Annotated in this window: 20 protein-coding genes and 1 pseudogene; 7 read left to right on the top strand and 14 right to left on the bottom strand. The window is 69.6% G+C overall.

Annotation, left to right across the window (positions count from 1 at the left end; translation table 11 throughout):
- Positions 1 to 4 precede the first annotated feature (4 nt).
- From AC3RX1_RS10475 to AC3RX1_RS10460, 4 genes are all read right to left on the bottom strand, one after another.
- Entirely contained in the window at positions 5 to 949 is a 945-nt protein-coding gene (locus AC3RX1_RS10475) for an ABC transporter permease (RefSeq protein ID WP_491501179.1), read from the bottom strand.
- Positions 946 to 1,890: an ABC transporter permease gene (locus AC3RX1_RS10470; RefSeq protein ID WP_491501178.1), complete on the bottom strand. Its 945-nt coding sequence runs from the start codon at positions 1,888 to 1,890 to the stop codon at positions 946 to 948. The genes AC3RX1_RS10475 and AC3RX1_RS10470 overlap by 4 nt, the downstream gene beginning before the upstream one ends.
- A 39-nt stretch (positions 1,891 to 1,929) precedes the next feature.
- Complete coding sequence (locus AC3RX1_RS10465; RefSeq protein WP_491501177.1) at positions 1,930 to 3,786, bottom strand: ABC transporter substrate-binding protein; 1,857 nt, start codon at positions 3,784 to 3,786, stop codon at positions 1,930 to 1,932.
- 191 nt (positions 3,787 to 3,977) lie between these two features.
- Positions 3,978 to 4,547, bottom strand: a complete 570-nt coding sequence (locus tag AC3RX1_RS10460; RefSeq protein ID WP_491501176.1) for a TetR/AcrR family transcriptional regulator — start codon at positions 4,545 to 4,547, stop codon at positions 3,978 to 3,980.
- A gap of 103 nt (positions 4,548 to 4,650) precedes the next feature.
- On the opposite strand from AC3RX1_RS10460, the gene AC3RX1_RS10455 reads away from it, so the two are divergent.
- Complete coding sequence (locus AC3RX1_RS10455; RefSeq protein ID WP_491501175.1) at positions 4,651 to 5,895, top strand: FAD-dependent monooxygenase; 1,245 nt, start codon at positions 4,651 to 4,653, stop codon at positions 5,893 to 5,895.
- A gap of 150 nt (positions 5,896 to 6,045) precedes the next feature.
- Here the strand turns inward: AC3RX1_RS10455 and AC3RX1_RS10450 are convergent, their stop codons facing one another.
- Together AC3RX1_RS10450 and AC3RX1_RS10445 are read right to left on the bottom strand one after the other, a co-directional pair.
- A complete protein-coding gene (locus AC3RX1_RS10450) occupies positions 6,046 to 7,209 on the bottom strand; it encodes an acyl-CoA dehydrogenase family protein (RefSeq protein ID WP_491501174.1) in 1,164 nt (387 codons plus the stop codon).
- A 174-nt stretch (positions 7,210 to 7,383) separates the two neighbouring features.
- On the bottom strand, positions 7,384 to 8,640 hold the full coding sequence (locus AC3RX1_RS10445; RefSeq protein ID WP_491501173.1) for a M15 family metallopeptidase: 1,257 nt from the start codon (positions 8,638 to 8,640) through the stop codon (positions 7,384 to 7,386).
- A 108-nt stretch (positions 8,641 to 8,748) separates the two neighbouring features.
- On the opposite strand from AC3RX1_RS10445, the gene AC3RX1_RS10440 reads away from it, so the two are divergent.
- A complete protein-coding gene (locus AC3RX1_RS10440) occupies positions 8,749 to 9,831 on the top strand; it encodes an Rv2578c family radical SAM protein (RefSeq protein ID WP_491501172.1) in 1,083 nt (360 codons plus the stop codon).
- A 27-nt stretch (positions 9,832 to 9,858) separates the two neighbouring features.
- Here the strand turns inward: AC3RX1_RS10440 and AC3RX1_RS10435 are convergent, their stop codons facing one another.
- Both AC3RX1_RS10435 and AC3RX1_RS10430 read right to left on the bottom strand, forming a co-directional pair.
- Positions 9,859 to 11,646: a glycosyl hydrolase family 18 protein gene (locus AC3RX1_RS10435; protein WP_491501171.1), complete on the bottom strand. Its 1,788-nt coding sequence runs from the start codon at positions 11,644 to 11,646 to the stop codon at positions 9,859 to 9,861.
- A 155-nt stretch (positions 11,647 to 11,801) separates the two neighbouring features.
- Complete coding sequence (locus AC3RX1_RS10430; RefSeq protein ID WP_491501170.1) at positions 11,802 to 13,841, bottom strand: DEAD/DEAH box helicase; 2,040 nt, start codon at positions 13,839 to 13,841, stop codon at positions 11,802 to 11,804.
- 394 nt (positions 13,842 to 14,235) lie between these two features.
- Here AC3RX1_RS10430 and AC3RX1_RS10425 point away from each other — a divergent pair.
- A pseudogene (locus tag AC3RX1_RS10425) lies at positions 14,236 to 14,841 on the top strand (DUF998 domain-containing protein); the annotation flags it as partial.
- A 104-nt stretch (positions 14,842 to 14,945) separates the two neighbouring features.
- Here AC3RX1_RS10425 and AC3RX1_RS10420 read toward each other — a convergent pair.
- Both AC3RX1_RS10420 and AC3RX1_RS10415 read right to left on the bottom strand, forming a co-directional pair.
- Positions 14,946 to 18,236 carry an efflux RND transporter permease subunit gene (locus AC3RX1_RS10420; protein ID WP_491501169.1) on the bottom strand — a complete coding sequence of 1,097 codons (3,291 nt, stop codon included), beginning with the start codon at positions 18,234 to 18,236 and terminating at the stop codon, positions 14,946 to 14,948.
- 99 nt (positions 18,237 to 18,335) lie between these two features.
- Entirely contained in the window at positions 18,336 to 19,295 is a 960-nt protein-coding gene (locus tag AC3RX1_RS10415; RefSeq protein WP_491501168.1) for a DNA topoisomerase IB, read from the bottom strand.
- 221 nt (positions 19,296 to 19,516) lie between these two features.
- Between AC3RX1_RS10415 and AC3RX1_RS10410 the strand changes: the two genes are divergently transcribed.
- Complete coding sequence (locus AC3RX1_RS10410; protein ID WP_491501167.1) at positions 19,517 to 19,681, top strand: hypothetical protein; 165 nt, start codon at positions 19,517 to 19,519, stop codon at positions 19,679 to 19,681.
- A gap of 125 nt (positions 19,682 to 19,806) precedes the next feature.
- Here AC3RX1_RS10410 and AC3RX1_RS10405 read toward each other — a convergent pair whose 3' ends face one another.
- Positions 19,807 to 20,325 carry a GNAT family N-acetyltransferase gene (locus tag AC3RX1_RS10405; RefSeq protein WP_491501166.1) on the bottom strand — a complete coding sequence of 173 codons (519 nt, stop codon included), beginning with the start codon at positions 20,323 to 20,325 and terminating at the stop codon, positions 19,807 to 19,809.
- Between the two features lie 73 nt (positions 20,326 to 20,398).
- On the opposite strand from AC3RX1_RS10405, the gene AC3RX1_RS10400 reads away from it, so the two are divergent.
- Positions 20,399 to 21,643, top strand: a complete 1,245-nt coding sequence (locus tag AC3RX1_RS10400) for a CynX/NimT family MFS transporter (protein WP_491501165.1) — start codon at positions 20,399 to 20,401, stop codon at positions 21,641 to 21,643.
- Positions 21,644 to 21,724: 81 nt separating this feature from the next.
- On the opposite strand, the gene AC3RX1_RS10395 is transcribed toward AC3RX1_RS10400, so the two are convergent.
- Positions 21,725 to 21,955 carry a hypothetical protein gene (locus tag AC3RX1_RS10395; RefSeq protein ID WP_491501164.1) on the bottom strand — a complete coding sequence of 77 codons (231 nt, stop codon included), beginning with the start codon at positions 21,953 to 21,955 and terminating at the stop codon, positions 21,725 to 21,727.
- Between the two features lie 132 nt (positions 21,956 to 22,087).
- On the bottom strand, positions 22,088 to 22,843 hold the full coding sequence (locus tag AC3RX1_RS10390; protein ID WP_491501163.1) for a MerR family transcriptional regulator: 756 nt from the start codon (positions 22,841 to 22,843) through the stop codon (positions 22,088 to 22,090).
- A 164-nt stretch (positions 22,844 to 23,007) separates the two neighbouring features.
- On the opposite strand from AC3RX1_RS10390, the gene AC3RX1_RS10385 reads away from it, so the two are divergent.
- Together AC3RX1_RS10385 and AC3RX1_RS10380 are read left to right on the top strand one after the other, a co-directional pair.
- Positions 23,008 to 23,862, top strand: coding sequence for a DUF4097 family beta strand repeat-containing protein (locus AC3RX1_RS10385; RefSeq protein ID WP_491501162.1), 855 nt, complete (start codon positions 23,008 to 23,010; stop codon positions 23,860 to 23,862).
- A complete protein-coding gene (locus AC3RX1_RS10380) occupies positions 23,862 to 24,470 on the top strand; it encodes a PadR family transcriptional regulator (RefSeq protein WP_491501161.1) in 609 nt (202 codons plus the stop codon). Before AC3RX1_RS10385 ends, AC3RX1_RS10380 begins: the two co-directional genes overlap by 1 nt.
- Position 24,471: 1 nt before the next feature.
- Here AC3RX1_RS10380 and AC3RX1_RS10375 read toward each other — a convergent pair whose 3' ends face one another.
- The gene (locus AC3RX1_RS10375; protein ID WP_491501160.1) at positions 24,472 to 24,996 is read right to left on the bottom strand and encodes a universal stress protein; all 525 of its coding nucleotides are present in this window, start codon (positions 24,994 to 24,996) and stop codon (positions 24,472 to 24,474) included.
- Positions 24,997 to 25,060 lie beyond the last annotated feature (64 nt).

Raw genomic sequence — 25,060 nt, 5'->3', positions numbered from 1 at the left:
TCCCTCACCGCCGCTGCAGTCGCACTTCGACGGCGTCGCGCAAGCCGTCGCCGACGAGGTTCACCGCGACCACGACGATGATGATGGCGAACCCGGCCGGGTAGATGAGCCACCAGTAATCAAGGAACACATACTGGGTGCCGTCGCTCAGCATCCCGCCCCAGTCCGTCGCGGGCGGCGAGATGCCCAGGCCGAGGTAGCCGAGGTAGGCGACCAGCAGGATCGCATCGGCGACCTGGAACGTCGCATTGACGATCACGGTGCCCACGACGTTCGGCATGATGTGGCGTGTCACCGACCGCCACGACGACCCGCCCATCACCCGAACCGCCTGCACGTATTCGCGCACGCGCAGCGTGAGCGACTCGCCCCGCACGAGCCGGGCGGGCACGAGCCATGCCGTCAGCCCGATCACGAAGATCATCACGGGCAGCGACGGGCGCACGATCGTGACGAGGAAGAGGAGCAGGAACAGGATCGGGATCGCGAGGATCGCGTCGACGATCCGCATCATGACGCCGTCGACGACGCCGCCGAAGAACCCGGCGATCGCTCCCCACACGGTGCCCACCACGGTCGCGATCGCCGCGGCGGCGAAGCCGACGATGAGCGAGGTCTGCCCGCCGACCATGAGCCGGCCGAGCACGTCGTATCCCGAGCCGTCGGTGCCGAGCGGATGGGCCGCTCCGGGCGCGAGGTTCGCAGCGGTGAGGTCCACCGTGACCTGGTCGGTGCGGTACAGCAGCGGACCGACGAAGCAGAACAGCACGGCGAGCACGACGACGACGAGTCCTGCGACTGCCAGCCGGTTCTGCACGAACACCTCGAAGCCGAGCCGCAGCAGGCTCTTCGGCTTGCCATGCAGGACGCCGGGGACCGCGGGACCCGCGGCGGCCGCGGCATCCCCCGCCGGCTCCAGCGGCGTGGCCGAACCGACCTGCACGCTCACAGCGTCACCCGCGGGTCGACGGCCGCCAGCGACACATCGGCGAGGAGATTGCCGATCACCGTGGCGAACGCGGTGATGATGACGACGCCGATCTCGACCGGATAGTCGGACTGCTGCGCCGCCTGCCAGAACAGCAGCCCCATGCCGGGGAAGTTGAAGATCGACTCGGTGATGAGGGCGCCGGCGAACAGGGCGGGCAGCGAGAGGCCGAGCAGCGTGATGATCGGGATGAGCGCGTTGCGCAGCACATGCCGCCACAGCACCCGCGACGATGGGGCGCCCTTCGCACGCGCGGTGCGCACGTAGTCCTGGCTGACGTTGTCGAGCACCGAGGAGCGCATGTAGCGGGAGAAACCCGCGATGCCCAGGAGCGCGAGGGTGACGATCGGCAGGATCATCGCGTCGAACTGCTGGAAGATCGGTCCCACCCCGTCGGACTGCGGCGCCTCGGGCGGCAGCCAGCCGAGCCGCGACGAGAAGATCTCGATCATGATGAGCCCGAGGAAGAACGTCGGGGCGGCGTAGAACACGAACGAGAACCCCGTCGCGATGTAGTCGAACGGGCCGTTGCGCCGCACCGCCTGCCAGATGCCGATGGGGATCGCGACGATCACGGTGAGCACGAGCGACAGCACCGCGAGGATGATCGTCTTCGGCAGTCGCTCGGCGAGCAGCGACGCGACCGACTGGTTCAGCACGTACGAGAAGCCGAAGTCGCCGCGCACCCATCCGCCCACGGTGGTGAAGTACTGCACGATGAGCGGCTGGTCGAGCCCGTTCGCGGTGTTGAACTGGGCGATCTGCAGCGGGGTGGCGCGCGGCCCGAGGATCGCCCGGGCCGGCCCGCCCGGCAGCGAGTGCAGCAGCAGGAAGACGATGACCGTCACCACGAAGACGACGAGCACGGCCTGTAGGAGGCGGCGGACGATGTATCCGATCATCGCTGACCTCCCTCGGCCGTGCCCGTCACATGGTGCTGATCAGTAGTGCCAGTCCTCCGGCTTGATGGAGCCGTAGGGGTTGTTGTCGGTGTAGCCCTTCAGCCCGTTCGCGACCTCGGTGAGCGAGTAGGTGTAGTTGGGCTGGTAGATGACCGGCACGTTCTTGGCCATGTAGTCCTCGTACGCCTGCATCACCGCCGTGCCGCTCTGCGTGTTCGTGGCGGCGATCAGCTTGTCGAGCGTGGGGCTCGAGTAGCTGCCGGAGTTCGATCCGGCGCCGGTGGCGAACAGCAGCTCGCCGGTCGGGTAGTAGTCGGGCGCGTACACCCAGCCGCCGCCCCAGTTGCCCATCTCCCACGTGCAGCTCTTGCCGCTGCAGGGCACCGCCGTGGCGGTGACGGAGTTGAACGGCTCGGGCTTGAGGTTCAGGGTGATTCCGACCTGTGCGGCGTTCGACTTGAGCGAGGCCATCGCGGTGTCGATCGTCGCGTTGCCGCTGGCATACGGCAGCGAGAACGTCAGCGCCTGGCCGGCTGCGATGCCCGCACCGCAGTCGCCCGTCGCGGTGCCGGGCTTCTCACACGTGGTCGTGCCCTTCGGCTCGACCTTCCAGCCGTTGTCGGCGAGATACTTCGTCGCGTTGGCGATGCTGAACGGGTACGGGTTCTGCTTCTCGGTCTGCGACACCAGCGGGCTGTCGGGGAACAGCGGCACCGGTCCGGTGGTCTCCACGCCGTAGTTCTTCGCGGTCGACGAGATGATGCCCTTCTGGTCGACGACCGACTGCAGCGCCTGACGGAAGTACAGCTGCTTGAAGATCGGCCCCACGGTGGGGTTGTTGTAGTTGATCGGGAAGTAGTTGAACCCGTACAGGAACCACGGCAGCAGCTGGTAGTCGTCGCTCAGCGGGTTCGGACCGGCGGCGTTCGGGGCGCTCGAGGCGGGCTTCGCCTTCGCGATGTCCTGAGTGGGGATGTAGCCCACGTCGATCGTGCTCCCGCCGCGCAGGACGTTGAACTCCGCGGTGTCGGTCGTGAACGGGACCATCTTGAACTGCTTGACCTGCGCCTTCTGCGGGCCCGAGTAGTCGCTGTTGGGCACGAACGTGACGTGGCCGTCGGAGTTGAAGCTCGACAGCTTCCACGGTCCGTCGACGACCGACCAGATCTTGCTCGACGCGTACGTCGGCAGGTCCTTCGACTGGGCGGTGAGGTAGGCGAACACGGCCTTGCATCCGCTCACGTCGGTGGCGCAGTCGCCCTTCGCGGTGGCCGACGTCATGTCCCAGGCCATCGGCATCGGCGTGATCTGGCTCAGTTGGTTCATGAGGAACCACTGCTGGCTGTAGGCCTTGTCGGTGGTGAGCACGACAGTCGTGTCGTTCTCGGCCTTCGCGCTGACGATGTTGTCGGGGAACTGCCCCGGGCTGTATCCCGCGTAGTCGGCCTTCTCGGCCTTGTCCATGTTGATCCAGAACAGCACGTCCTGCGCGGTGAGCTTCTCGCCGTTGGACCAGCTGTACGGCTTGAGCGTGATCGTCACGGTCTTGCCGCCGTTGCTGTAGGTCGGCTCGTTGGCGAGGCTCAGCGAATCGTCGACGCCGGTCTTGCCGTTGTCGCCGTACCAGTACAGGGTGCGGTACATCATGAGCTGCATCTCGGAGTTCGTGACGCTGAAGTCGGCGATGGGCGAGAACGGCCAGATCCAGTTCGGCACCGTCGCGGGCGGCAATGCCCACGAGATGGTGTCGGATGACTTGCCGGGCGCGTGCGCGTTCGGGGCGCCGCTCGGGCTGGCCGATCCTGCGCTGCATCCCATCAGCGAGACGGATGCGGCGGCGATGAGCACTCCTGGGATCAGGAGCCGGCGCCACGCGCCGGAGGAGTGGACTTTCATGCTGAGCCTCCCGGCTTGAGCTCGCGTGGCGATCTTCCGGATGTGGCAGCGGTGCGCGCGGGCCTTTCCTTCACTCAGTAAGCACTCCGCAAGGACAAAGAGAGCCCAGACCGCGCTGAGTGTTCCTTCTGTGAGCGTTCAGAACCCGACGAATGCTCCGGCAGATCTCCGCCGGAGCTCCGGGCGGCGCCTCAGTCCGAAGCCGCGATCACGGCGACGGCGCGAGCCAGCTCGTCGCCGGTCGGGATCGCGTCGGGGCTCATGAGCCACAGGATGCCGAGGCTCTGCACGAGGACATAGTCCAGCTTCGCCACGGTCTCGACGTCAGCATCATCGAGGCCGGGCCGGGCCGCGCGCAGGTGCTCGGCGATCCCCGCGTACCCCTCGCCCGTGGCGAGCGCGAGCTGGCGGCTCGCCTCGCCGTCGCGCAGCACCCGGACGGCGTTCTCCAGGCTTGCGAGGAGCGTCTCGCGATTCGCGCGGAACACCTCCGGCATCCGGTTCCACAGCGCAGCGAACCCGGCGAGCAGCGGCTGCCCGGCCGATTCGGCCACGATCTCCTCCATCGCGTCGCCGATCCCACTGCCGAGCGACTGCATGAGGGCCTCGGTGATCAGCTGCTCCTTGGATCCGAAGTGGTAGCCGATCGCGGCGAGGCTCACGCCGGCCGCCGTCGCGATCTCGCGGGCGGTGGCCTTCGCCACCCCCTGCTCCAGGATCACGCGTCGTGCACCGGCGAGGAGATCTTCGCGGTTTCCCATGCCGGAAGCCTAGCAAAAGAATCAGACGGACGTGCTAGACAAACGTCCGACTCGTCTGTTAAACAGATGTATCAGACAAACGTCTTACTCGATCGGAGCACTCATGACCAGCCTCAGCACCTCTCCCCACGTCCTCGTCTCCGGCGCCGGCATCGCCGGGCTGACCCTGGCGCTTCAGCTCGTGCGCCACCGGGTGCCCGTCGTCCTCGTCGAGCGGGCGGCCGCTCCGCGCGCCGGCGGGCAGGCCGTCGATCTGCGGGGCGCGAGCCGCGAGGTCGCAGAGCGCATGGGCCTCATGCCCGGCATCGAGCCTCGTCGCCTGCACGAGGAGGGACTGGCCTATGTGGACGCCCACGGTCGCGTCTTCGGGCGGATGTCGATGGCCGCGTTCGACGGCAAGGGCGCTGTGGCCGAGATCGAGATCGCCCGTGGCGATCTCAGCGACGTCCTGATGGCGGAGCTGACCCGCGCTTCCGAGGCGGAGCCCGGCCTGCTCGACCTGCACTTCGGCGATCGGCTCGTCTCGCTCGTGCAGGATCCCGACGGAGTCGACGTCGAGTTCGAGAACGGCGATCCCGAGCGATTCGACGTCGTCGTCGGCGCCGACGGCGTGCACTCGGCGACCCGCCGGCTGGCGTTCGGGCCGGAGGAGCAGTACACGACGAGCCTCGGCGGCTACGCCGCGTTCTTCACGATGCCGACTCCCGCCGACGTCGAGCCCGGATGGTTTGCGATGCGGTTCGTCCCCGGCGCGACGTTCGCCATCCGTCCCGACCTCGACCCTGCGACGGCGAAGGCCATGCTCACGCTGCGCGTGGACCGAGACCGGTCGCTGCGCGGCGACCGTGCTGCGCAGGAGGCGCTCATCCGCCGACTGCTCGACGGCGCGGGATGGCGCGCTCCGGAGATCCTCGACGCCATGGGCACGGCGACGGACTTCTACTTCGACGAGCTCGTGCGGGTCGACATGCCGAGCGTCACGAAGGGCCGCGTCGCCCTGCTGGGCGACGCGGCATCCTGCGGGTCGCCGATGACGGGGATGGGCACCGCCACAGCGCTCATCGGCGCCTACCTGCTGGCCGAGCGCATCGCGGGTGGCGCATCCGACCCGCAGTCGGCGCTGGCTCAGTACGCCGACGACATCGCGCCGTTCGCCGAGCGGGGAAAGAAGATCCCCGGCGGCGGCATCCGGCGGATGGTTCCGGCGACGCGTCTCGAGGCGGCGATGTCGCGCGCCATGACCCGGGTGATGCTGTCACGCCCGCTGCGTCCGCTGGTGCGCCGCATGTTCACGCAGGCCGACGACGACCTCGCGCTGCCCGCACCCGTTCCTGTCTCCGTCGGATGAGGCATCGCAGCCTGACGAGCATCGCAGCGCTCGTGGTCCCCGGCGGTCCGCCACGTGAACAGCGTTGATGCACGGCGTAGAAGAGGGAGAGAACAGGATGCCGCGACCCGCACGATCGCGGGTCGCGGCATCCGTCATCGCCTGAGCCGGCTACTTGCGGCCGGTCACCTGACGCGCGACGATCTCGCGCATGACCTCGTTGGTGCCGCCGTAGATGCGGTGCACGCGGGCGTCGGTCCACGCGCGCGCGATCGGGTACTCGAGCATGTAGCCGTATCCGCCGTGCAGCTGCACTCCCTGGTCAAGCAGCTCCCACTCGCGCTCGGTCGCCCAGAACTTGACCTTCGCCGCCTCTTCGGGCGTGAGCTTGCGGTCCTTGTAGAGCAGCATCGCGCGGTCGACGTAGGCCCACATGACGTCCACGGTCGTCGCCATGTCGGCGAGCGCGAAGCGCGTGTTCTGGAAGTCGGCGACGGGCTGGCCGAATGCATCCCGGCTCAGCGTGTAGTCGAGCGTCCACTTCAGGGCGGCCTCGCCCGCCGCGGCGGCCGCGACACCGATCGAGAGGCGCTCGAGCGGCAGGTTCATCATGAGCTGGATGAAGCCCTTGCCCTCGACCCCGCCGATCAGGTTCTCGTCGGGGACGAAAACGTCGGTGAAGCTCAGCTCAGCGGTGTCCCAGCCGTGGAATCCGACCTTGTTGAGCTTCTTGCCGTGCTCGAAGCCCTCCATGCCGTCTTCGATGAGCACCAGGCTGAACGCGTCGGGGCGGTTGCCTTCGCCGGTCTTGACGAAGGTGACCACGACATCGGCGGTCTTGCCGCTCGAGATGAACGTCTTCGCGCCGTTGACCAGGTAGCCGCCGTCGACCTTCTTGGCCGTGGTCTTGATGCCCCGCAGGTCGGACCCGGCGCCGGGCTCGGTCATCGCGAGGGCGCCGAGCACCTCGCCGGTGGCCATCTTCGGCAGCCACTTCTGCTTCTGTTCGTCAGTGCCCATGTGCACGAGATACGGCACGGCGAGGTCGTCCTGGATGCCGAACGCGCCGGCGAGGGATCCGTTGCCCGACTGGATCGTCTCCTCGAGCACGATCGCACGGAAGCGGTAGTCCTGCAGCATTCCGGCGCCGCCGAACTCCTCGGGGACCGACAGTCCGATGATGCCGGCCTCACCGGCCGCGAGCATCGTCTCGCGGTCGATCTCGCCGTCGGCATCCCACTTCTCGCGCTTCTCGTTCGTGGCGTAGCGCTTGATGAACTCCTTGACGACGTCGCGGAACGCTTCGTGGTCCTCGTCGTAGATCTCCCGTTCCATGGCGGGCGAACCTCTCTCCTCATCGAGCGGACGGCACGGTGTGACGCCGCCGCACGGTCGATCCTACGCGGCATCGAGTGTCACTCGATATGGCATTCAGTACCGGCCACAACGAAACACGGCGCCGCCCTGCGCGCTCTGCGCGTGATCGACAATCGGCGGAGCGAGGGCCGCTCAGTGGGCGTAATCGGGCGCCGCGGGAAGGCCGAGGAACTCCTCGAGCGTGTGGAAGCCGCCCGCGTGGTACACCCTCGCCAGATCGGTGCCGATATAGCGCAGGTGCCACGGCTCGGGCGAGTAGCCCGTCACGTCCGTCTGGCCCTTCTCGTAGCGGACGACCCATCCGTACTGCCACGCGTGCGCGACGATCCAGTCGCCCTGCGGCGTGCCGGCGAGCTCGTCGAGGGTGCCGCACTGTCCTCCGTCGCACGCCACGACGTCGGTGGCGAGCCCCGTCTGGTGCTCGCTGTAGCCAGGCCGGGCGCTGACGAGGTCGGCGCCCTTCGTCCCCCGCTCGGTGACCTGCACGCCGTAGTTCGAGTGCTGCGTCTTGTAGGAGCGGTATCCGCTGTTCATCGCGATCTCGCCGACGCCGGCGTGCTTCGCCGCCGCGACGAGCCTGCTGAGGGCGGCGGATGCGTCGGACCGCAGCCCGGCGCCGTCGAGGCTGCGCACCCCGGCGGGCTTGCTGCGCCGCGCGGGGGCGTAGTCGATCGGGTCGAGAGCCTGCTTCTTGTCGACGACAGCCCACACATGAGCGGGATCATCGGTCGCCACGCACGGAGCCTGCCCGGTGGCGACGGCCGTGCGGAACTTCTCCGCTCCGCCGGCTGCCCGGATGGCGGCATTGTCGTCTCGTGCGGCGAGAGCGGTGGTGAACGCCGGAAGGTCACAGAGTTCGACGGATGCCGGCGCCACCCGCATCGAGAATTCCCCGTCCGTCCCGCCGGTGACGGTCGGCGACTGGGCGGCCACGCCGTCGGGGCCGACCACGACTGCACGCAGCGGCAGTTCGGCGGCTCGCGTCGGTGCGACCTGCACGGCGGCGCTGGTGCTCTTCGGTGCGGAGTCGCCGGTGAACGCGAGCGTGGCGCTCGTGCTGCCGACCGCGAGCGCGAGGACGGATGCGGCTGCCATCGTGATGCGGGCCCCGACCCGCGACGGCTCGACCCGTCGGGCGTGACGTGGGGCGAGCCGCGGGCCGCCCTCCCGCGTGATGAGGGGGATGACGGGCGGAACGATCAGCGGTGGCAGATGCGTGGGACCGCTCCCCGCGGGCGGAGGCGGAGCCTTGAAGATCGGCGGATGAGCGGTCGGACCGGTGTGCGAATCGGAACCCGCCGCGGCTTCCCGCTCCCGTGCCTCGCGCAGGGCACGCCGGGTCAGCGGCGCATGCGCGATCGAGGAATCGTGCGGGTCGGGAACCGTCACCCGCCCTATTATTCACCTGTCCAGCTGTGGGGACCAGGGGAGACACGCCTGTCGAACTTTGTTCGACTCTACCTTGACACTAATTCGCAGCTCTGTTCCCATCGTGGTATGCGGTGGCAGGGACAGGAGCTCGGCGTGGCGGATGCCGCGGCCCTGCCGGGCCTCGAGCACATCGACGGCCTCGTGAGATCGGTGACGACCCCGGAGTTCGCCGGCGTCACGTTCCACGAGGTGATGGCGAAGAGCGCGTTGAACCACGTGCCCGGCGGTTCGTCCATGCCCTTCGACTGGACGGTGAACCCGTATCGGGGCTGCAGCCATGCATGTTCATACTGCTTCGCTCGGGGAACGCACGAGTATCTCGATCTCGACGCGGGGCACGACTTCGACTCGCAGATCGTCGTGAAGGTCAACGTCGCTGACGTGCTGGGTCGGGAACTCGCGCGCGGGACGTGGAAGAAAGAGCCGGTGATGCTCGGCACCAACACCGATCCTTACCAGCGGGCCGAGGGCCGCTACCGGCTGATGCCCGGCATCATCGATGCCCTCACGCAATCGCGCACACCGTTCTCGATCCTGACGAAGGGATCGCTGCTGCGCCGCGACCTCCCGCAGCTGACGGAGGCGGCGACGCGCGTGCCGGTCACGCTCGCGATGTCGATCGCCGTGTTCGACGAGGCTCTCCAGCACGCCGTCGAGCCAGGCACGCCGACGACCGAGGCGCGCCTGCAGACGGTGCGGGCGGCGACGGATGCCGGCTTCGCCGTGACGGTGTTCCTCATGCCGATCCTCCCGCATCTCACCGACTCGATCCCGCTGCTCGACTCCGCTCTCGCGCGCATCAGGGCCGCCGGCGCGGTCCGCGTGGTGTTCGGCGCGCTGCACCTGCGCCCTGGCGTCAAGCCGTGGTTCATGCAATGGCTCCGGCGGGAGCATCCAGAACTGGTCTCGTCGTACCTGGGGCTCTACCCCGGCGCGGCCGTCTACGCGCCGCAGGGCTACCGGACGTGGCTGAACAAGCGCGTACGCCCCTTGCTGCGTGCGCACGGACTCGACGGCCGAGCCGAGGAGGACGAACCGCGAGGCGCGCGACGCTTACCGGCGCCCCCGCGCTCCCCGATCGTCGTCACCGCTCGAGGGCGCGCTGCGGCGGTCTCGGAGCCGGTGCGGGGAGCGGAGCGCCTGTTCTGATGGGCTCCGATTCGCCGGCGTCAGACGTCAGCGTTCCCACGGCCCCCAGGTCGTGCCGGGCACCTGGTTGCGGGTCCACCACTTCGCCGTGTAGGTGATGCCCCGATAGGTGACGACATCGCCCTTCTTGTAGACGCGGTCCGCCGCCCAGTCCTGGACGACCGACGGGTCGACGCCGCACGCCGTGTAGGTGCTCCAGGGACCCGTCGCCGAGTCGCCCGGCACCTCGCCCTTCGCATACCACCGCGCCTCGAACACGTGCCCGTCGAGGTAGACGAGGTCGCCCGCCCGGTACGTCTCCTGCGCGTTCCAGGCCGACGCAGACGCCCGGGGCGTGTCGGGACACGACACTGCCGGCGAGCCGGCAACCGGCCCGTGCGCGCCGGCGCGCAGCACCGTGGTCGCCGCTGCCGGCAGATCCCCGCGCACGTCCTGTCCGAGATCCCAGTAGTCGATCCCGCCGAGACCGAGCCCCGTCGCCCACTTCGCCTTCTCCGCCACGGCGAAGGGGTCGTCGAACGACCAGAACTCCTTCGCCTTCGGGTCGAAGCCCCACGTCGCGTTGAAGTCGCCGGCGGCGGTGTAGTCGTGGTGGATCTCGAGCGCGCGCGCCTTCAACGCATCCCATGACAGCTGCCCGATGCCGGTGCCCGACGCCCAGGGCTGGGCCGTGGCATCCTTCCACCCCTGCCCGTACTCCGGGATCCCGAGGTTCAACTGTGCCGGATCGACGCCCTCCTGCGTGTACGACGCGACGATCGTGTCGAGACCGAGACCCCAGTTGTCCGCCGGGTCGCCGTAGATGTTGCCCTGGTATCCGGTCGTGTCCGCCCACGAGCCCCAGAGGTCGTACCCCTGCAGGTTGCCGTAGTCGAGGTAGCGGAACAGCTCCGGCGCGCTCCATCCACCGGCGCTGATCACCGTCGGGCTCGCGGGCAGGAACGCCGACAGCTCATAGGAGCGCCCGGTCTGGGCGGACAGCGCATCGAGCTGCGTGCGCAGCTCCTTCACGAACGCGAGGAAGTTCGCCGCGTCGTGCACCTCGTCGACGGTGTTGCCGACCTCCTGCGCCCAGTCGGGCGCACCCGGCCACTCCCAGTCGAGGTCGAATCCGTCGAAGATGCCGGCGGCGGCACCGGTTCCCCCGCGGCCGGCGATCGCGGGCAGGTTGCCCTTGATGTAGAGGTCGATGCAGCTCGAGGCCAGGGCCGCCCGGCTCTCGGCCGACGACACCGCCTTCGAGAACGACTTCGACCACGACCAGCCGCCGAGGGAGATGTTGACCTTGAGGTCGGGGTACAGCCGCTTCAGCTCCCGCAGCTGATTGAAGTTGCCGGCCAGCTTCTGCTTCTTCGTGTCGGCGACACCGAGCACGGAGTCCGCCGCGGCGTACGACCGCACGAAGTCGCTGGCGGCGTCACCCGCGGCGTCCGTCTGCCCCGCGGCGGGAGCGGTCTGGTCGGAGATGAAGCACGTGTACGGCTTGACCCCGTCGAGACCCTGGGCTCCGCTCTTGCGCGCGGAGTCGAGAGCCTCCTGCGACCCGGCGATGTTGCCGAAGGCGTAGTTCAGGTGCGTGATGTTCTTCGCCGCCGGGGTGTCGACGAACAGACGCTTCAGCGTCGCCTTCGCGCCGCCGGTCGCCTGCCAGCCGCCGTAGTAGCCCACGCTGCGGTAGCCGTTGATCGTGGTGGTGGGGGCGTGGTCGGATGCGGCGGTGGGAGCGAGCTCGGCGGCGGACGCCGGCGCCGCGAGGCCGCCGAGAGCCAGCATCGAGACGACGGCCGCCACGATGACGGGCTTTCGGGATGACACGGGCGCAAACTCCTTCGGTCGCACGCACGCTCGGTGGGGGTGCCGAGCTCGACGCGGGCGCCGGGTTTACGCCATGCGTCTTTACAAACGCCTCGGCGTCATCATGGCAGACGATCGCCGTTGTGGGAAGGCCCGCTCCTCACCGCCAGGCCGGGTCAGTCGGCCAGGATCGGGTCGATCTGACGCCCGGCGACCTCCTCGAGCACATCGTCGCCGGGACGCACATCGATGAACGGCGCATCGATCTCGGCGCGCTCGAGCAGCTCCGCCATGCGACGACGGCGCATGCGCGGGATGAGCGTCACGACGGTGCCCTCCCGGCCCGCCCGCCCCGTACGGCCCGCGCGGTGCAGGTACGTCTTGTACTCCGTCGGCGCGTCGGCCTGGATCACCAGGTCGATGTCGTCGACGTGGATGCCACGGGCCGCGACGTCCGTCGCGACGAGCACGCTCGCCTTCCCGTCGGTCAGACGCTGCAGGTTGCGGGAACGCCGTGCCTGGTTCAGGTCGCCGTGCAGCGCGACGGCGCGCACGCCGGCGTCTTCGAACTGCTCGACGAGCATCTCCGCGAACGCGCGGGTGCGCGTGAACACCAGCGTCTTGCCGTCACGGTCGACGAGCGAGCGGAGGATCTCCGGCTTGTCGCGGTGGTCGATCACCAGGACCCGGTGGTCGATCGAGCTCGACTCCTGGTCCTCGCCGGCGACCTCGTACACGGCCGGGTCGACGAGGAACTCGTCGACGAGCGCGGCGACCTCGCGGTCGAGGGTGGCGGAGAACAGCAGCTTCTGGGCGCCGTCGGCGACGAGGCGCAGGATGCGCTGCATCGGCTCGAGGAACCCGAGCTCCGACATGTGGTCGGCCTCGTCGAGCACCGCGATGCGCACCTCGGAGAGGTCGAGCTTGCCCTGGTCGACAAGGTCTTCGATACGCCCGGGCGTGCCGACGATGATGTCGACGCCCTTGCGCAGCGCGCCGACCTGACGCGCCTGCGGCACCCCGCCGTAGATCTGCGTCGTGAACAGGCCGACGCTGCGAGCAATGGGCTGCACCGTGCGGTCGATCTGCAGTGCGAGCTCACGGGTCGGAGCCAGGATGAGGGCCTTCGGCGCACGCCCGAACTCCCGCTTCTGGCCGGCCTGACTGCGCAGGATCGACTCCACGAGCGGCGCGCCGAACGCGATCGTCTTGCCCGAACCGGTGCGGCCCCGGGCAAGGACGTCGGTCCCGTTCAGGATCGGTGCGATCGTGGCGGCCTGGATCGGGAAGGGGTGCTCGGCGCCCAGTTCGGAGAGCACGCGCACGATGTTTTGACCGAGGCCGAGTTCTTCGAAGGATGCCGCGGCCGCGACATCCGCCTGCACTGCCTCGGCCTGGAGGCGCTCGTGCACGACGTCGATGTGGTCCTCGTGTTGGGCGTCGCGCGCGGGGCGGTCGTCGCGGCGGGGGCGGTCGTCGCGGCGCGGCCGGTCGTCCCGGCGCGGACGGTCGTCACGGAACGTCGGACGCTCGTCCCGGCGCGGCCGGTCGTCGCGGCGGGGGCGGTCGTCACGGAACGTCGGACGCTCGTCCCGGCGCGGCCGGTCGTCACGGAACGTCGGACGCTCGCTGTGTCGCGCCGGACGGTCCTCGAAGCGCCGCTCGCCGTCGCGACGTGTCGAGCGATCCTCGAATCGAAGCTGCGGACGGTCGCCGAAGCGCTGCTCCCGCTGGGGGCGGTCGCTGTATCGACGGTCGTCGTCCCGGCGCGGGCGGTCGTCGAAACGACGCTGTTCCTGCGCACTGGCGTGTTGCGGCCGGTCGCCGTACCGGCGGTCGTCACTGCGCTGCGGGCGGTCGCTGTATCGGCGCTCACCATCGCGCTGCGGACGGTCGCTGTACCGGCGCTCACCATCGCGCTGCGGCCGGTCGCCGTATCGGCGCTCACCCTCGCGCTGCGGCCGGTCGTCGAAGCGGCGACGGTCGGCACCGGCGCGGATCGCCCGCGCCTCGTCACGGCCCGCGCGCTCCTGTGCGCCCCAGCGGGCCTTCTGCGGTGCGGCGGTCTCGGCGGCGCGGTATCCACGGTGATGCGGGCTGCGGCTGCCGGGCTTTCCCGCCGACGACTCGCCGGGCCGACGCTTCGACCCGCTCGCGTACCGGGGGTCGAAATTCTGCGCCGGGCGCCCGCCGGCGGGCTTCTTATTCTTGGGCATGGGATGTCCTTCTGGGTTCTCTCGCACGAGAACAGCGCCCGAGCGCGCACGCTCGAGCATCCCGGGAACAACGTCGGCCGGGGCCATTCATGTGATGGTCATGTGCGCCGAGCGGCGCTCACCATCGGCCCCTTGGACTCACAAACCCATCCGCCTGTGAGGCGGTGTCCAGAGCCGACGGGCCCACATTACCGGCGTCACCTGGGAACTCTCCTGGGCGGCGTGTCGCGGGGACTCCCCTTTTTCAGGAGAACCGTCATATCATCATCACGACGGGATGCCGTCGAGAGAACTGGGGGCTGGGCTGTCTGTATCCGGCGTCGCATAGGTACCGGGGGCTGGGGAGCCGGGGGTCCGGGACACATGGGTCGCCCCGAACACCTGGTTGAAAACGATGGCTCTGATCGCACTGCCACCGCCGGCACCCTTCGTCGGCACCCTACGTCTGTCCGTGATCGACGCGCTGCGCGCGCTCCGCCCGACAGGCGCCTTTGTGGGCGCCCTGCTCACCAGCAGGACGATGGCTTTCCTCGCGATCGGGATGCTGGGCAGTGGCACGCTGGCCTCCATCCTCACCACCACCGACGTCGGCTGGTGGCACATCGCGTTCAGCGAGCTCGGCACGTTCGCCGACTTCTCCGGCCGCGCCTTCAACGTGACGATGACCGCGGCCGGGTTGATGACCGTCGCGCTCTCACGGTTCCTGCGCCGCGATCTGCACGCCCTCCAGACCCTGCGCGGTGTGAAGCGTTCCGCCCTGCTGAGCACATTCCTGGCTTCAGCCGGGCTGCACCTCGCAGTGGTCGGCCTCATCCCGGTCAACACCAACACGTTCCTGCACGAGCGTGCCGCCGACGGCATCATGTTCTCCTCGCTCGGCATGCTGATCGTCGTCGCCACGCGGCGGCGGCACCACTCGCCCGCGATGCGGCGCGTGACCCTCACCGTCGGAGTGGTGCTCTCGTCGGCCATCGCGCTGTACGTGTGCAAGCTGATCTCGCTCGCCGCGCTGGAGTTCGTCGCCTTCGTGTTCGTCTTCGGCTGGATCACGCTGTACTCGGCTCAGCTGCACGCGATGCTCGGCCGCGCGCGCCACGCGGCGTCTCAGTCGGCGCGTCGGGAACGGCGCTCGGCGCGGCTCTGCTGCACGGGCGCCGCGGCGGGGACGCCGCCGAGGAATGCGTTCGGCTCACCGTCCGCGACGGCGGCACGCGGGGGGCGCGCATCCGCCCTCTCCTCCACGGGCTCGGCCGCATCCGTGCCGTCGTGGGCATCGACCTCGACGGCCTCCGCCGTCTGGCGACCGGTGCCTCGGCTCTCCCGTCGCGCCGTGCGTCGCTCGCGCGCGCCCTCGACGAGGTTGTACAGCGTCGGCAGCACCAGCAGCGTCAGCACGGTGGACGAGATCAAGCCGCCGATGACCACGATCGCCAGCGGCTGGGAGATGAACCCGCCATGGCCGGTGATCCCGAGCGCCATGGGCGTGAGCGCGAAGATCGTCGCCAGCGCCGTCATGAGGATCGGGCGGAGCCTGCGCGAACCGCCCGCCATCACGGCATCGTGGGCGGAGAGCCCCTTCTCGCGGTACTGGTTGACGAGGTCGACCAGCACGATCGCGTTCGTGACCACGATCCCGATCAGCATCAGCACGCCGATCAGCGAGGCGACGCCGAGCGGCACCCCGGTGGCCAGCTGCAGCAGGATCGCACCGGTCGCCGCGAAGGGCACCGAGATCAGCAGCAGCAGCGGCTGGCGCAGCGAACGGAACGTCGCGACCATCACGATGTAGACGATGAGGATGGCGGCGAGCATCGCGAGCCCGAGCTGCGAGAACGCCGTCGTCTGCTGCGAGAGCACGCCGCCGATCGAGGCCGACGCCGCCTCGGGAAGGTCGACCTTCTCGAGCGCGGTGCTGATCGTCGCCGACGCGGTGGTGAGGTCGTCGGTCGACGGCGAGACCGTCACGGTCGACGTGCGCACACCGCGCTGCGTCGAGATCGAGGTCGGCCCGGTCGCCTGGTCCACCGTCGCGACGCTGTCGAGGCGGACCGGTCCGGTCGCCGTGGGCACGTCCATCGCCTTGAGGGCGTCGAGCGAATCGGGCACATCGGAGGCCGCCAGGTACACGGTGACGTTCGTGTCGTCGATCTCCACCGTGCCGATCGACTGCGCGCGCATCGTGTTGGAGACGAGCCCGCCGACCGCGACCTCGCTGAGCCCGAGCTTCGCGGCCTTGTCGCGGTCGACGGCGACCGAGATGTACGGCAGCGACGCCGACAGGTTCGTCGTCACCTGGCCGATGCCCTCCTTGCCCTTGACCGCGTCGACCACCGCGTCGGTCGCGTCCTGCAGCGTCTTGCCGTCGGGCGCCGTGACGTCGATCTCGACATCGCTCGACCCGAATCCGCCTCCGGCCGTCGAGATCGTGAGTGTCCCGACGTCGTCCAGGTCGGCCACCGCATCCTGCACCGCCGCGCGCACCTGCTCCTGGTCGGCGTCGGCATCCGTCGTGATCGAGTACGTCACGCCGCTGCCGCCGCCCGAGAACGCGTCGCGCAGCGACGAGCCGCTCGACCCGATCGAGACCTGTACGGTCTCGATGCCCGGAACATCCTTCAGCGCCGCCTCGACCTTCTCGGCCGCCGCGTCCTCGGTGTCGAGGGATGCCACGGGCCCGAGGTCCTGCGTCATCGTGAAGGTGTTCTGGCCCGAGTCGCCGAGGAAGTTCGTCTTCATGTGCGGCGCGAGGGCGACGGTGCCGCCCAGCACGAGGATCGCCAGCAGCACGGTGACCCAGGAGTGCTTGAGCGTCCACCGCAGGATCGGCAGATATCCCTTCTGCAGACGGGACGGCGGCGCGTCGGGCGCCTCGGGGTCGATGACCTCGCCGTCGGCCCCGCGCAGCGCCTTGCCGGGCCTGAGGAACCAGTACGCGAGCACCGGGACGATCGTCAGCGCCACCAGGAGCGAGGCGACCATCGCGATCGTCACGGTGAGCGCGAAGGGCCGGAAGAGCTCCCCGGTCATGTCGCCGACGAACGCGATCGGCAGGAACACCGCGACGGTCGTGATGGTCGACGCCGACACCGCCATCGCCACCTCCCGCACGGCGCGTGTGATGGCGGGGAGCTTGTCGGCCCCCTCGACGTAGTGGCGTTTGATGTTCTCGATCACCACGATCGAATCGTCGACGACGCGCCCGATCGCGATCGTCAGGGCGCCGAGGGTGAGGATGTTCAGCGAGTAGCCGAAGGCCTGGATCCCGATGAACGTGACGAGCACGCTCGTCGGGATGGAGATCGCCGTGACGAGCGTCGAGCGCACCGAGAGCAGGAAGATCAGGATGACGATCACCGCGAACACGAGGCCCAGCAGGCCCTCCTGGGCGAGCGAGTCGATCGACTGCTGGATGTAGGGCGCCTGGTCGAACACGACGGTGAAGGTCGCTCCGTCAAGCTTGTGCTCGAGGTCGGGCAGCGCCTTCTGCACCGCGGTCGACACGTCGACGGTGTTCGCCGCGGGCAGCTTCGTGATCGCGAGGGTCAGGGCGTCGTTGCCGTCGACGCGCGAGATCGTGGTGACCGGGTCCTGTCCCAGCGTGACGTCGGCGACATCGGCGATCGTGGTCGCGCCGGCAGCGGCCTGCGCGGGCGAGGTCGGAACGAGCGGGAGGTTGCGGATCTGATCGACCGACTCGAGCTTGGAGCCGGTCTGCACCGTCAGCGTCTTCCCGCCCTCGGTGATGTCGCCGCCGGGGAACAGCATGCCGTTCTGGGCGAGAGCATCCTTGATCGCCTGCGCTGTGAAGCCGCTCTTCGCGAGCTTGGCGTCGTCGGGAGTGATCGTCACGCGCTGCCCGCGACCGCCGACGATCTGCGCCGCATTGACGCCGTCGATGTCCTGCAGCTCGGGGACGATCGTCGACTGCAGCCGGGCCTGCGTCTTCTCCTCGTCGTCGTAGCCGGTCACCGCGAGCTGGATGACGGGGAAGTCGTCGATCGACGCGGAGATGACATTCGGCTCGACGCCGGAGGGCAGCGTGCTCTTGATGCGGCTGATGGCGAGGTCGATCTTCTGCTCGGCCGTGGCGAGGTTCGTGCCGTACGTGAACTGCGCCTGCACGACCGACGAGTTCGTCGTGCTCGTGGCGCTCGTCTGCTCGAGGCCGGGAACGCCCTGGATGGCCTGCTCCACCGGGGTCGAGACGTCGTTCGCGACGACCTCGGGGGACGCGCCCGGGTAGTTCGACACCACGACGAGCTGGGGGAACTCGATCGACGGGATGAGCTCCTGCTTGAGGTTCACGAGGGCGAGCGATCCGAAGACCGCGGCCACGATGGTCACGAGGGCGATGAGGGCGCGGTTGCGCAGGCTGAGGACGGCGAGCTGTGACACGAGGGGCCTTCGAACGAGGATGCGACACGGCGCGGCCCGCGGCCGCACTCCCCGGTCAGTATTCCACGCCGGGTTATGTGCGAGCGGGGAGCAGCGCCCTCACTCGAGGAGCCGTCGGAGCGCTGCTTCGGATGATCCGTCGAGGTCGAGCAGGCGCCCGTCCCGGTAGCGGGTGAACACGCGCGGGTCGATGTAGCTGCCACGGGCGACGGCGATGGTGTCGCCGAGGGCGTCGGCCGCCGCCTGCACGGCGATCCGTTCCGCCTGACGGCGCTCGCGCTCGGTGCCGGCGGGACCGATCTGCGCGAGGGCCTCGGCGGCGACCACGGTGCCGCGGAGGGTGCGGAAGTCCTTCGCGGTGAAGGCGCCTCCGGTCAAGGTGCGCAGGTGCAGGTTGACGTCGCGCGCGTGCAGCGGGATGCGTCGCCGCCCGCTGAAGTAGGAGAACAGCGGCGCCCGCGCCCGGCCCTTGGCGAGCTCCGCCAGCACGACGGCGAGGTCGGGGTCCTCGACCTCCACCACCGTCGGCTTGCCGCCCTTCGCGGTGAAGGAGAGGGTGACGGTGGTTCCCTCCACCTGCGCGTCGCGGCGCTGCAGCGTGGTCAGCCCGCGGCTGCCGTGCGCGACGAAGTACTCCTCGGACCCGATGCGCAGCGCACCCACGTCGAGGAGGCGGAGGGCAGCGGCCAGCACGCGCTCGCGGTCGAGGCCCTCACGGCGCAGGCCCCGCGTCACCTGTCCGCGGAGGACCGGCAGCACCTCGGCGAGCGCGAGTGCCCGGACGAACTTCGCCCGGCTGCGGCGCTCGATCCAGTCAGGGTGGTAGACGTACTGGCGCCGGCCGGCGCCATCCGTCCCCACTGCCTGGATGTGGGCGCGCGCATCGGCGCTGATCCAGACATCGGTCCACGCAGGCGGGATGACGAGGCTCTCGATGCGCGCGAGCTGGCGTCGATCGGGTCCGCGTCCGCGGTCGTCGATGAAGCGGAATCCGCTCCCCGCGCGCTGACGCCGGAAGCCGGGATCGGAGTACGGGCGGGCCCGCCGTGGACGCGGCATCGTCACACGCTATTGGCTGGCGATCACTCGTGCGAGGGCTTGACACGGGTTCGGGCCGTCTGCGCATGGGTCGGTCGGGCCGGCGCCGCGCGGCTCCTTCGATCCGCGCCTGCGCGCTGCTACCAGCCGCGCGTCGGCGTCGTCAACCCCTTGCTGTGCGCGGCGGTCGCTGAGAGTGTGTGATGACGCGGGAAAACCCGCCCGGACAAGGAGATTCCTCCATGAATATCGCCCTGATCATCATCATCATCATCGCGATCATCGTCGCCATCTTCAGTGGCCTGAACGCTGCGCTGAACTGGCTGCTGTGGGTCGCCATCATCGTGGGCATCATCGCCCTGATCGCGTTCCTGTTCCGCTTGATCAGCGGACGCAACCGCACCTGATCCCCAAGCGGCGCCCGCCTCGGGTGCGGGCGCCGCAGGTGCGACTGCGGTGCGGGGCCTCTCCGGGGGGCGAGAGCCTCGCACCGCCTTGGTGCGCGTGCGCGACGTCTGCCGCGTCACGCGCATCATCCGTCTTCCTCCTCGTCTTCCAGCGCGAGCCGGAAGACGTTCGAGGTCGCCCAGGTGCCCTTCGGATACTCGAAGGGCTCTGTGCCCAGCAGCACGAACCCGGTCCGTCGGCAGATGGCGTTCGACGGCTCGTTGTCCCCGCGCGGGTACGCGTACATCGCCGCCCACTCCCCCGCGGAGCGTGCGTTCTCGATGAGTGCGCGCAGCGCCGCCGTCGCGTAACCCCGCCCCTGGTAGGCGCTTTCGATCGACCAGCCGGCTTCGCAGGTGCGCTCCCCGCGGTGCTTGTCCTGCCAGTACCCGATGGAGCCGACCCCTTCGGGATGCTCGGCCGTCGTGACGCGGAACATGTGCGCCTCGCCGCTCGCGTTCAGCCGCAGGTAGCGGGCGTGGCGCTCACGGAGGGCCGCGTCGGTCTCGGGTCCGCCGAGGTGGACCGCCATCGCGGGGGTGTTCGCGCGCTGCAGCGTCGCGAGGTCGTCGTCATCCCACGGGCGCAGCCGGATGTCGTCCATGCTGCGAGTCCACCACGAGCCTGCGACATCCGCGATTCGTCCCGCCGGTCGGCCCGGGCATAGCCTTGAGCGCATGCCCGTCGCGCCCGATCCCGCCGTCTCCACGAAGCGCGACAACCGGTTGCGCGCGGCGATTCTGCTGGCAGGCGTCCTGCTCCTGGCGGCGAACCTCCGCGCCGGCATCACGGCCGTCGGCCCGGTGCTCGGTGACATCCGCGCCGATCTCGGCTTCGGCGGAGCCGCGGCATCCTTCCTCATCGCGCTACCCCTGATCGGCTTCGCCGTCGTCTCGCCGATCGCACCGGCGATCGCCCGGCGCATCGGGCTGGAGTGGGCGCTCGGCGGATCGCTGCTGCTGCTGGCCGTCGCGATCGTCCTGCGCTCAGTGCCCGTGCCCGGGGCGATCTGGGTGGGAACCGCCCTGCTCGGCGTCGCGATCGCCGTGCTGAACGTGTTGCTGCCGGCGCTCATCAAGCGCGAGTATCCGCAGCGGGTCGGCCCGATGACCGGCATCTACTCGGGCTTCCAGAGCGGTGTCGCGGCGATCGCCGCAGGCACGTCGGTGCCGATCGCGGGGATGACGGATGCCGGATGGCGCGTGTCGCTCGGCGTATGGGCGGGTCTTGCGCTCATCGGATTCGCCGTGTTCCTGCCGCAGCTGCGCCGGCGCCACACCGCGGCGGCGCAGGCCGCGGATGCCGCGGCGACCGCGGACTCGCCGTCAGACCCCGCTCACGTCGGGTCGATGTGGGGCATCCCGCTCGCGTGGTTCGTCACGCTGTACCTCGGACTGCAGTCGACGATCTATTACACGGTCATCACGTGGTGGCCGGCGATCGAGCACGGCGACGGGCTGCCGGTGGCGGCGGCAGGGTGGCACCAGTTCGTGTTCCAGGCGTTCGGCATCGTCGGGAGCCTGTCGGCCGCGGCGCTGCTGCACAGGTTGAAGGCGCAGAGCGGCCTGGCGGCCGTCGCCGCGATCCTCGCGTTCGCCGGCATCGCCGGGCAGTTCTTCGCGCCCGATCTGGGACTCGTGTGGGTGACGCTGCTCGGCGTCTCGGGCGGAGCGTCGATCACGCTCGCGCTGTCGCTGTTCGGCCTGCGCACCCGCAACCACGACGAGGCGGCGTCGCTGTCGGGAATGGCGCAGTCGGTGGGATACCTGCTCGCAGCGTTCGGGCCGATCGTGATCGGCGTGCTGCATGACGCCACCGGCTCGTGGCAGGTGCCGCTGCTGGTGCTGATGGGCGTGGCGATCGGCATCCTGCTGTTCGGGGCCCTCGCGGGCCGCGCACGCTTCGTCTTCGACCGCCCCTGACCCCTGCCGGCGAGGTCGTACGATTTCGTCGAGTGAACATGAGACTGCGCGCTGGCTGATGTGCCGTCGACGATCTGATGTTCAGTCGGCGACGCGGCGGCGCGGCCGGGGCGGCGGCGGCACCGCGATGGCATGTGTGACGCTCGCGAGCGGCACCGTCACGAGGCCGCGCCGGGTCTCGACCGTGCAGGAATCGGGCGTGACCTCGCGCAGATACCCGAGGGCATCCGCCCACCCGTGGTCGATGCGGCGCCGCACCGTGACACGCGTGCCGATCGTGCACGTGCGCAGGAACGCGACGGGGTCGGTCATCCCGCAAGCTTAGGCAGGATGGCCGACCCTTCGCGGCCCCGTGGGGCGCCTCGCGCAACCGTGGGGCAACTCGGCCAACCGAGGGGCGACTCGGCGAACCATTGGGCTACTGAGCGCGCAGCGCGGGCGGGACTAGAGGGCCGATTCGGCGTAGGTCCGCAGTGCGTCGCGCACGAGGGTCGCCCCCTCCACCCCGCCGTAGTTGGCGGCGAAGCGCGGGTCGGCGACATACATCTCACCGAGACCGAGCACGTACCCCTTGAGGTCGCCGCCGTCGCCGGCGGGTGTGCCCGGGATCGACCGCAGCCACTCGACGTGGCGGCCGGCCAGCGCCTGGGCCTCCTCGTCGGTGGGACGGATGCCGCGGGCCGACGCATCCGTCCAGTCGCGGTTCAGTTCGGCCATGCGCCGCTGCCACTGCTGCTTCTCGTCGGAGCTCAGGCCGCGCCACCAGGCGTCGCTGCGCGCGTACGCGTCGGCGCCCCAGCGCTCGGTGACCTCGTCCTCGTACTGGGTGTGGTCGAACCCGTCGAACATGTCTTCAGCCATCAATCGTTCACCTCCTCTCATCGCATCGATCGTCATACAGACCGCTCGGATCTGGCGTTCCAGCCGCTCCTGCTCGTGCCTGAGCAGTTCGCGGTGCGTCGTGAGCGCGTCGACCTCGCTCGTGTGCCGTGCGAGCACCTCCGCGATCTGCGGCAGGCCGAGGCCCAGCTCGCGCAGCAGCAGAATGCGCTGCAGCCGCACGAGCGCGCGCTCGTCGTAGTGCCGGTAGCCGTTGGCGGCCGTCCGCGTCGGCTCGAGCAGTCCGATGTCGTCGTAGTGACGCAACGTGCGGCTCGTGGTTCCGGTCAGCTTCGCAACCTCCTGGATCGACCAGTCCACGTCGTCCTCCCTTCCTCACTCCACGGTAGAAGTTGACGCCGCGTCAAGGTCAAGCTCGGCGGGTCGATTTCTTCGCACGGCCCTTGACACGGACGCGATATATCGTGTTACTCTTCCGATATCGCGATATATCGCGACTCCCGATCCCCCACACAGGAGACACCATGACCCTCGAGAAGTGGCTCATTCAGCCAGGTCAGACACGCGTGATCGACATCGACGACGTGCGCAAGCTCAAGGTCGGGCTCGTCGGCGGGCAGATCGACGTGATCGCCCACGACGAGCCCGGCATCCGCATCGAGGTCCACGCCGTGACCGGCAAGGACCTCCGCATCGAGGCGACGGGCGACCTCGTCGAGATCGACCACCCGCAGCTGCGATGGGACAACTTCCTCGAGGTGTTCCGCAACTTCGGGTCCAACGGGCCGAAGGCCGAGATCAGCGTCGCGGTGCCCCGCCAGATCGCTCTCACCCTCGGGGTCGTGAGCGCGAGCGCGCTCGTCAGCGGCATCGGCGACGACGTGCGCCTGAACACCGTCTCGGGCGACATCATCGTCGACGACCTGACCGGCGACGTCGTCGTCAACGCGGTGTCGGGCGACGTGCAGATCCGCCAGATGGTGGGCGCTCTCGGCGCGAACAGCGTGTCGGGCGACGTCGCCGCCACCGGCACGATCCGCAAGGCCACGATCGACACCGTCTCGGGTGCGGTTCTCGTCGACGCGGCCGGCGATGTGCACGAGGTCTCGCTGAACACCGTGAGCGGCAACGCCACCGTGCGCCTCGACGAGGGCTACCCCGCGAACGTCGTGGCCCGCAGCGTCAGCGGCCGGGTGCAGATCGACGGCATCGTGCGCTCCTCCTCGGGGCCGACCAACTGGACCGGAGCGACCGGGGAGCTCAGCGGCAGCTTCGTCGACGTGCGCACGAACTCGGTCTCGGGCGACCTGACCGTGCTGCGCCGGCCCGCCGCCCCCGCTGCGAGCGAGGCGCCCGCAGCCGACGAGCAGGAGTGGTGATGGCTCCCGTCTTCTCACACGGCGATCTGCGCCTGTATCTCCTCAGCCTGCTCGACGAGCAGCCTCGCCACGGGTACGACCTGATCCAGGCGCTGTCCGACCGCACCGGCGGCACGTACACCCCGAGCGCGGGGACGATCTATCCGCGCCTGGCGAAGCTGGAGGAGGAGGGCCTCGTGACCAAGACGGTCGACGGTCGCAAGACGATCTACGAGATCACCGAAGCCGGACGCGCCGAGGTGGCTTCGCGCTCGGGTGACCTCGAGGGCATTGAGGCGGGGCTCGCCGACAGCGTGCGCCTCATCGCCGACGAGGTGCGCGGCAGCGTCCGCGAGGCGATGAAGAGCCTGCGGGCCGACCTCGCCTCCGCGGCACGCGACGAGCGCGTCGCCCAGCCGTCGGCCGGCCGGCCCACCGACGACCCACGGGTGCACAGTCGTGAGCAGCTGCAGCGGGCGGATGCGGCGGTGAACGCCTTCCGTGCACAGCTGCGGTCCGACCTGCGCACGCACGTCGCGCGGGGCGGCACTCTCGCCGCATCCGTCGTCGACGACCTCACGCGCGCGCTCGACGAGGCGGCGCGCGCGGTGACGCGCGCCATCCGCTGACTCACCAGGCGATGTCCTGGTCGTCCTCCACGATCTCGCTGATCGGGACGACCAGGACCGGCCGCGTCTGCCGGTGCGCGAGGCGGACGGCGACCGAGCCCGTGAAGAACTCGCGGACCGACTCGCCGAACCCGCGCTTGCGCGTGCCGACGACGATGAGGCGCGCCGTCAGCTGCTCGGCGAGCCGCTTCATCGCGATCGCCGGGTCGCCGACGAGCTGGCGCAGCGTCCAGGCGACGCCGCATCCTTCCAGGGCCGCCGTCACCTCGGTCGTCACCTGCTCGAGTTCGTTCTCGCGGCCGGCGATGCTCAGCTCGAGCGGAGCCGTCTGCACGGCGCCGTCGGGGTCTTCATATGCCACGAAGCGCGTGACGTCGACGTTCACGACGACGAGCGGAGCACCGAACGCCTTCGCGAACCGCGCGGCCTCTCGGACGACCCGCGCGGGCTCCCCCGGAACGACGCCCACGATGACCGCTCCCGCGAGCTGATCATCGGTCGGGCGGTCGGATGCCGCATCGGACATATGCTCACTCACCTCTCGCGGCGGGGCGCTCGCGCACCGCTGTGGGACAGGGCCGGACCTCAGC

Source organism: Microbacterium altimontanum (assembly GCF_058349865.2).
This window is presented reverse-complemented; position numbering and strand designations above follow the sequence as displayed.